General features: G+C 57.7%; 11 protein-coding genes. 6 read left to right on the forward strand and 5 right to left on the reverse strand.

What is annotated here, in order from left to right:
- Nucleotides 1-65 precede the first annotated feature (65 nt).
- Nucleotides 66-395 (reverse strand): DUF1476 domain-containing protein, encoded by a 330-nt coding sequence (locus tag VR74_RS09745; protein WP_045696293.1) that lies wholly within the window; start codon nt 393-395, stop codon nt 66-68.
- 172 nt (nt 396-567) lie between these two features.
- Here VR74_RS09745 and purC point away from each other — a divergent pair, with 172 nt between their 5' ends.
- Together purC and purS are read left to right on the forward strand one after the other, a co-directional pair.
- Complete coding sequence (purC, locus tag VR74_RS09750) at nt 568-1,341, forward strand: phosphoribosylaminoimidazolesuccinocarboxamide synthase (RefSeq protein ID WP_045696294.1); 774 nt, start codon at nt 568-570, stop codon at nt 1,339-1,341.
- A gap of 85 nt (nt 1,342-1,426) precedes the next feature.
- Nucleotides 1,427-1,672 (forward strand): phosphoribosylformylglycinamidine synthase subunit PurS, encoded by a 246-nt coding sequence (gene purS / locus VR74_RS09755; protein ID WP_045696296.1) that lies wholly within the window; start codon nt 1,427-1,429, stop codon nt 1,670-1,672.
- Between the two features lie 10 nt (nt 1,673-1,682).
- On the opposite strand, the gene VR74_RS09760 is transcribed toward purS, so the two are convergent.
- Complete coding sequence (locus tag VR74_RS09760; RefSeq protein WP_299950068.1) at nt 1,683-2,213, reverse strand: hypothetical protein; 531 nt, start codon at nt 2,211-2,213, stop codon at nt 1,683-1,685.
- A gap of 151 nt (nt 2,214-2,364) precedes the next feature.
- On the opposite strand from VR74_RS09760, the gene VR74_RS09765 reads away from it, so the two are divergent.
- The 4 genes from VR74_RS09765 to VR74_RS09780 all read left to right on the forward strand — a co-directional run bounded on the left by VR74_RS09765 (nt 2,365) and on the right by VR74_RS09780 (nt 5,166).
- Nucleotides 2,365-2,973, forward strand: coding sequence for a TetR/AcrR family transcriptional regulator (locus tag VR74_RS09765; RefSeq protein WP_045696297.1), 609 nt, complete (start codon nt 2,365-2,367; stop codon nt 2,971-2,973).
- A gap of 39 nt (nt 2,974-3,012) precedes the next feature.
- The gene (locus VR74_RS09770; RefSeq protein ID WP_045696299.1) at nt 3,013-3,819 is read left to right on the forward strand and encodes a 1-acyl-sn-glycerol-3-phosphate acyltransferase; all 807 of its coding nucleotides are present in this window, start codon (nt 3,013-3,015) and stop codon (nt 3,817-3,819) included.
- 99 nt (nt 3,820-3,918) lie between these two features.
- Nucleotides 3,919-4,458: a hypothetical protein gene (locus VR74_RS09775; RefSeq protein ID WP_299950070.1), complete on the forward strand. Its 540-nt coding sequence runs from the start codon at nt 3,919-3,921 to the stop codon at nt 4,456-4,458.
- 72 nt (nt 4,459-4,530) lie between these two features.
- On the forward strand, nt 4,531-5,166 hold the full coding sequence (locus VR74_RS09780) for a hypothetical protein (RefSeq protein ID WP_045696302.1): 636 nt from the start codon (nt 4,531-4,533) through the stop codon (nt 5,164-5,166).
- 6 nt (nt 5,167-5,172) lie between these two features.
- Here VR74_RS09780 and VR74_RS09785 read toward each other — a convergent pair whose 3' ends face one another.
- The 3 genes from VR74_RS09785 to VR74_RS09795 all read right to left on the reverse strand — a co-directional run.
- On the reverse strand, nt 5,173-5,529 hold the full coding sequence (locus VR74_RS09785; RefSeq protein WP_045696304.1) for an iron-sulfur cluster assembly accessory protein: 357 nt from the start codon (nt 5,527-5,529) through the stop codon (nt 5,173-5,175).
- A 35-nt stretch (nt 5,530-5,564) separates the two neighbouring features.
- Nucleotides 5,565-5,954 (reverse strand): SUF system Fe-S cluster assembly protein, encoded by a 390-nt coding sequence (locus VR74_RS09790; protein ID WP_045696305.1) that lies wholly within the window; start codon nt 5,952-5,954, stop codon nt 5,565-5,567.
- Between the two features lie 10 nt (nt 5,955-5,964).
- A partial coding sequence (locus VR74_RS09795) for an aminotransferase class V-fold PLP-dependent enzyme (RefSeq protein WP_045696307.1) occupies nt 5,965-6,559 on the reverse strand: 595 nt, incomplete at its 5' end.

The following is a 6,559-nucleotide window of genomic DNA, read 5'->3' on the forward strand; positions in this document are numbered from 1 at the left end:
CGCCGGCGACCGAATGGCACTGACTGCCCGGCGCCCATGAACACCAGGTTCAGGCCAGAAGCCGACTAGCTTTTGATGTCTTTCAGGATCTGCTCGCGAGCAACGGGCGTGAGTTCGGCCATTTGCTCACGAATACGCGCGTCGGTACGATCAACACCGGCTGTATCGAAGTCGGCCCGGATTTTACGGAACACGTCTTCTTCGCCGACTTCTTCCAGGTCCGCCAGGACAACAGTCTTGGCGTAGGCCTCAGCATCGTCACCCGTCATGCCCATGAGGTCTGCAGCCCAGAGGCCAAGCAGCTTGTTACGGCAGTTCTGCACCTTGAACTGCGTTTCTTGGTCAAGGGCGTACTTGGCCTCTTGTGCGCGTTCACGATCATTAAATGTGCTCATCGGAGGGCCTTTCAGCAAGAAACTCAGGATTTTCTGCCATATAGGGTGTCACAACAGGTGTGCGCAATAATTGTTTATCGGCGCGACTTGGCGTAACAGTCGCGTGCGAATGGGGACGCTGGCGATTCCGACCCGCCTTTTACCCGCTATCACCCATGAAAGGGCTCGTCGCATGTCGAAAAAGCGCGTCGTATATGAGGGTAAGGCCAAGATCCTCTATGAAGGTCCTGAACCAGGTACCCTGATCCAGTATTTCAAGGACGACGCGACAGCCTTCAACGCCCAGAAGAAAGCCGTTCTCGACGGCAAGGGCGTGCTGAACAACCGAATCAGCGAATTCATGATGACACGCCTGGGCGCTGTCGGAATTCCGACTCACTTCATCCGCCGCCTCAACATGCGCGAACAGCTGATCAAGAAGGTTGAGATCATTCCCCTTGAGGTCGTGGTTCGCAATATTGCAGCCGGAACCCTTTCCAAACGCCTGGGCATTGAAGAAGGCCAGGTCCTGCCGCGACCGATGGTCGAATTCTACTACAAGGATGATGCGCTGGGTGATCCGCTCGTGACCGAAGAGCACATTGCGGCATTCGGCTGGGCCGGCCCGCAGGAATATGATGACCTCATTTCACTCGCGCTGCGCGTCAACGACTTCATGTCCGGCCTGTTCGCCGCAGTCGGTATCCGCCTCGTGGACTTCAAACTCGAATTCGGTCGGTATTTCGAAGGCGACAGCGACATACCGCGAATCCTACTGGCAGACGAAATCAGCCCGGACAGCTGCCGTTTGTGGGACTTTGAAACTGGCGAGAAACTCGACAAGGACCGTTTCCGCCGCGACCTTGGAGGCGTAACGGAAGCCTATGCCGAAGTCGCCCGCCGCCTAGGCATTATCAAGGAATCCGGCGAAACGGACAATGTCGTGAGTTTCACAGGCGGCAAGTAAGCAAAACGTGCGTCACGGCACGTTCCATTGGCAACCAACCTGGGCTAAAGCGGGCCCGACTCACACTTCAGGAGCCCACAGCCCGATGAAAGCCATTGTCCACGTTGCACTCAAATCAGGCGTCCTCGATCCCCAGGGAAAGGCGGTCGCCGATACGCTCGCAAGGATGGGCTACAAAGAAGTGGAAGCTGCCCGCATCGGCAAGGTCATTGAACTCGACATTGATGATACTCTCACGTCCGAAGCTGCCGAAGCGCGCGTGAAGGAAATGTGCGAGAAGCTGCTCGCCAATACCGTCATCGAGAGCTACCGGGTCGAATTCGCAGCCTAGGGCACGTGCACTATTCAGACAGCACCTTCCGGACGTAGACGCCGGTAAACCAGTCATCCCACGAATCCGTGTCGGCATTGTATTGCTCGAAATGCTGGGTCACGGACCCATCCCTATTGAGAGTCCATTCACCAGTGAACGGCGCCGTCTTTCCGCTGGACTGATATGCGATTTCACCTTCAAGCTTCATGGACCCCGTTTCCGTAAGACCACCTGAATAGTCGATCACGGCACCTTTGCTGACCCAAAGCTGCCGCCACTTTCCGGTTGCCGGGTCGAGATAATTGTAGCTCTGGCCCGTTCCGCCTGAAGCCGATGTCCAGCGTTCTACAAGAAGGCATCCGCCCTCCTCCGCCGCTATGACATTATCACCCGCAACATTGCCCGAGGTGTCCGTCACTTCCCACGCGCCGAGCCAGAAGTCGAACGCATGGTGAGCCTCGCTTGAGCAAGACGGAGGCGGCGTTTGATCGGGAGGTGTTTGCGCATTTGCGCAGCCTGTCAGTCCAAACATTACGCTTGAGATGAGGGCTCGATACATGTTCTTCCCCTTTTTTTATCGAAACGGTAGCATCCTTCAACACGGGATATTGTCAAATGATACAGGCCAACCTGACAATTAGTGAGCGATTAATCACTTGCGCGCATGATCTGCTCATGTTAAACCGCCGTCCAACCAAGGAAGACTCTAAATGGCTAGATCTGCAATCCCTGCTCACGAATCCGCCAAGAAACCACGTGCGCGCAATGCGCGGCCAAAGATCGAACGGGCGGCGCTGAAACTATTCATCCACGAAGGCGTGGACGCGGCCACGACACGCGAAATCGCGGAACAAGCCGGTGTCTCGGAGGGCGCCCTTTATCGTCATTACAAGGGCAAGGACGAGCTGGCGCTGGCGCTTTTCATGGAAACGCATAACCGGCTCGGAAAGATGATGATGGAAGCGCTCGCAGGTGAGGGCTCACTTGATCAAAAGGTCGGTGCAGCAGTGACCGCCTATTGCCAGCTAGCCGACGAAGACTTCCTCCTGTTTTCCTTCCACCTTGTCTCGCTGAACCGCTACCTGCCCTATGACAAGCGCCGGGAGGATGACCCGGTATCGATCACGGAAAGCATCATTGCGGGCCTGATGCAGGACGGCATCATCCCGAAAGGCGACCCGGCCGTTATGGCGGCTATGGCGCTGGGCGTGATCATGCAGGCCGGGCAGAACAAGATCTACAATCGCCTGCCCGGCCCCCTGTCGCAACATGCCGACGCCTTCACCAAGGCAATCATCGCCGTTCTTCATTCAGGCTGAATGCGAAACCTGGCCTCGACTTCAAGAAAGCTCACACCCATGCGCGGCATCCTCTTCACGGTCACCTACTACCTGCTGTCAGTCATCTACGTTCTGGTCTCCCTGCCCTTCCTGGCCTTACCAGGACGCGGAACCGTCAGCTTCATCATCCGCAGCTATACGCGCGCCATGAACTTGAATCTGCGTTTCATCGGCGGGATCAGCAAAGAAGTCCGCGGCCGCGAGAATCTTCCGGATGGCGCCTTTGTCGTCGCGGCCAAGCACCAGAGCTGGGGTGACGGCTACATGATCTATCCGGAAATAAAGAACCTTGCCTTCGTGACGGGTGACCATCTCGAGAAGTTTCCACTTGTCGGCGGTATCCTCCGCAAGCTCGGCGCCATAGTTATCGACACCTGCGGTGGCGGCGACCGCAAGGCCGAATCCCTCCGCGAAGGCATGGAGACAGCACGCAAGGAAGGCCGCCGGGTCCTGATCTACCCCGAAGGCCACCTCGCCCCCGTCGACTATCACTTTCGCTACAAGCCCGGCGTCTGGCATATGGCCGAAGCGATGGGCGTGCCCGTGGTGCCGGTCGCCACCAATATCGGGCTTTTCTGGAAACAACAGGAAACGCGCAAGACGCCGGGCCGGGCCATCATCGAGTTTCTCGAACCCATCCCGCCCGGCCTTCCCAAGGACGAGTTCATGGCCCGCCTGACGGACGCCGTGGAGTCCCGCACGGCCGCCCTTGTTGCCGAAGCGCGTGGCGGACAGCCTTTCCGCGCCACTTTGATCCCTGATCCAGCGAACGGATCGGAATCCAGGCCGACGTCCGACGATCCGGCCGCCTTCTCAAAGGCCTGAAATCCGGCAATAGCCAGAATCAAGACTTTACGCACGATTAATTTATTGATACTCAATAAGAGCTCAGGACGTCCCGGGGGCCAAATCGGGATGACCAAAATGAAGACGAATCGTCAGTTTGCGCGCATCAGCGCCATTGCCATCACTCTGGCGGCCACGGCCGCACTCCCTGCCTTCGCGTATGACTGGCAAGCTTGGGAAGGACAAGACAAAGCATCGCCACGTGCGATCTACTCGAATGCCACCGACCAGCAATCGGCGCTTCTGACCTGCGGACCAAATGGCCTGCTTTCCGCAATGATCACCGTAAAGCCCGCATCCCTTCCGGAACAACTCGCCAGGAACGCGCCCTATTCACGCGCGGCAAAAGCCAGCCTGATGGTCGGTGACGCCGACGCTGTTGAAACCACAGTGCGCTTCATCCCGGCGATAGATGTCATCGAGGCGCGCTCGCACAGCGTGGCCGCCAAGGTCTTCAACGCAGCCGTGACCGGCGAACCGCTGAAAATATCGGTCAGCCACATCGGAGACATAACGACGGTACTCCCTGAACCGAATGATGCGTTCAGGGCTTTCGCCCGCACATGTGAGAAAAGCCGCCAAGCAAGCAACGCGTCACAGGACCCCGTCGACTCTTGATTTCTTGGGTTGACCTCGTCTCCCGATACGTGCTCATTTTCTATTCTAGCGCGTATCGGGAAGCAGACAATCATGCATCACTTTGCCAAGGTCAGTTGCGTGACCGTCGCCCTTTTCTTTTCCCTGGCAAGCCCGGGCTTTGCCGATGAACAAAGCACGGACGGCGCGCTTCACTGGGTACAAGAACGTGACCAGCTTTGGAGCGTCGATAGCTCAGACGCAGGTGAGGCGCCTAATTTTTTTAGCTTTATCAGGGTAATTTCGTCATCTGGCGGCGACGGACCTGTTCTGCAGCTAAGCTGTCAGGCTACAAGCAAGGGCGAACACACGCTCCAGGCAGGGTTCAAGCTCGATCCGGAGAATACGTATGAACAAGCCCCCAAGACGCGCCTGCGCCTCCTCTCGATGAGCGGTATTCTGACAATTGGCGAGGATCGCAAGAGCGAGCGATTCCAATACCATCCGGACTCCTCAAAGATAACACCGTTCAACCGCGCGGTGCCCAAGCGGCTGTTCAATGCCGTGGTACGGGGCGACCCGGTCCAGCTGAAAGTCCAGAATCAAACTTATGATCTCGAATTACCCGGCACTGATGAGACATTCACTAGGTTCGCCCAGACCTGCCCCATGACCAATGGCGGGAAATTCGATCAATCCGTCTTCGATCGGGCAGCAGTCACCCAAACGGATTCAGCGGACGCAAAGTAGTGCGTCTCAGGCCTCTGCCGGCACGATCGTCACGCTCTCGCCGCATCCGCAGGCATCTGTCTGGTTCGGGTTGCGGAACACAAACTTCTCGTGGAGCGGCGTAACCTCATAATCGATCTGGCTGCCCAGCAGGAACAGGACCGCTTTGGCATCAATCAGGATGGTGACGCCGTTTTCCTCGACCACTTCGTCCAGCGGCTCAGGCGCCATGGCGTAGTCCATGACATATTCCATGCCCGCACACCCGCCATTCTTGACGCCGACGCGCAGGAAACCAGCGCCGCGTTCTTGCATGATTTCCTGAACGCGCGTTGCCGCGTCGTCTGTCAGGGTAACGGGTTTGGGGCGGGGTCGTCTGGCCATGTTCAACACATAGGGTCTGAAAGGCTGCTATTCAATCAAAGCATGTTGAGCGCCAGGCGCGCTTCGTCTGACATGCGCGACGGATCCCATGGCGGATCAAACGTGAGGCGCACCTCGACATCCGTGACGCCCTCAACGGTTCGCGCGGCTGTCTCCACCCATCCGGGCATGTCGCCCGCCACTGGGCATCCTGGCGCCGTTAGCGTCATATCCACGTCCACCTTGCCGTCATCATCGATATCAACCTTGTAGATCAGGCCCAATTCATAGATGTCGACGGGGATTTCCGGGTCATAAACCGTCTTGAAAGCAGCAATCAGTGCGTCAGTTATACGGTTCAACTCTTCTTGCGGAATCGCAGATGGTGCCGCGTCCGCTGGCGCGGATACGTCGATCAGGTCACGAGAGGTCATATCATCTGCCATGTCTAACCATCTATACCAGCATTCCGCGCGCTTTTTCCAGCGCATCAATGAATATGCCCACTTCGGCTTCGGTATTGTAGATTCCAAAGCTTGCGCGCGCCGTCGCGGAGACTCCTAGATGGGTCATCAATGGCTGGGCGCAATGGTGTCCCGCCCGGATGGCGACACCATACCGATCCAGGATCTGCGCCAGGTCGTGTGGATGAGCGCCCTGAAGGCTGAACGCCAGAACGGATCCCTTGCCCGGCGCCTCTCCGTGAACCGTCAGGCCATTGATGCCTCGCAGGCCCTCGCGCGCGCGCGCATACAACTTATGCTCGTGTGCGTGGACTTCGGAAGGTTCAAACTGCTGGAACCATCGAATCGCCGCGCCAAGCCCGATTGCCTCCAGAATTGGCGGCGTACCGGCTTCAAACTTGTGCGGCGCCTCATTATACGTGATCCGGTCCATGCTGACCGTCTCGATCATTTCGCCGCCACCCTGATAGGGTCGGGCCTCCGCAAGGGCTTCATCCGTGCCGCACAGGATGCCGATGCCGGTCGGGCCGTAAAGTTTGTGCCCCGAAAAGACATACCAGTCGCAGCCAAGCGCCTGCACATCGACG

Origin of the sequence: Hyphomonas sp. BRH_c22, from assembly GCF_000961795.1 — a bacterium.
GTDB lineage: Bacteria > Pseudomonadota > Alphaproteobacteria > Caulobacterales > Hyphomonadaceae > Hyphomonas.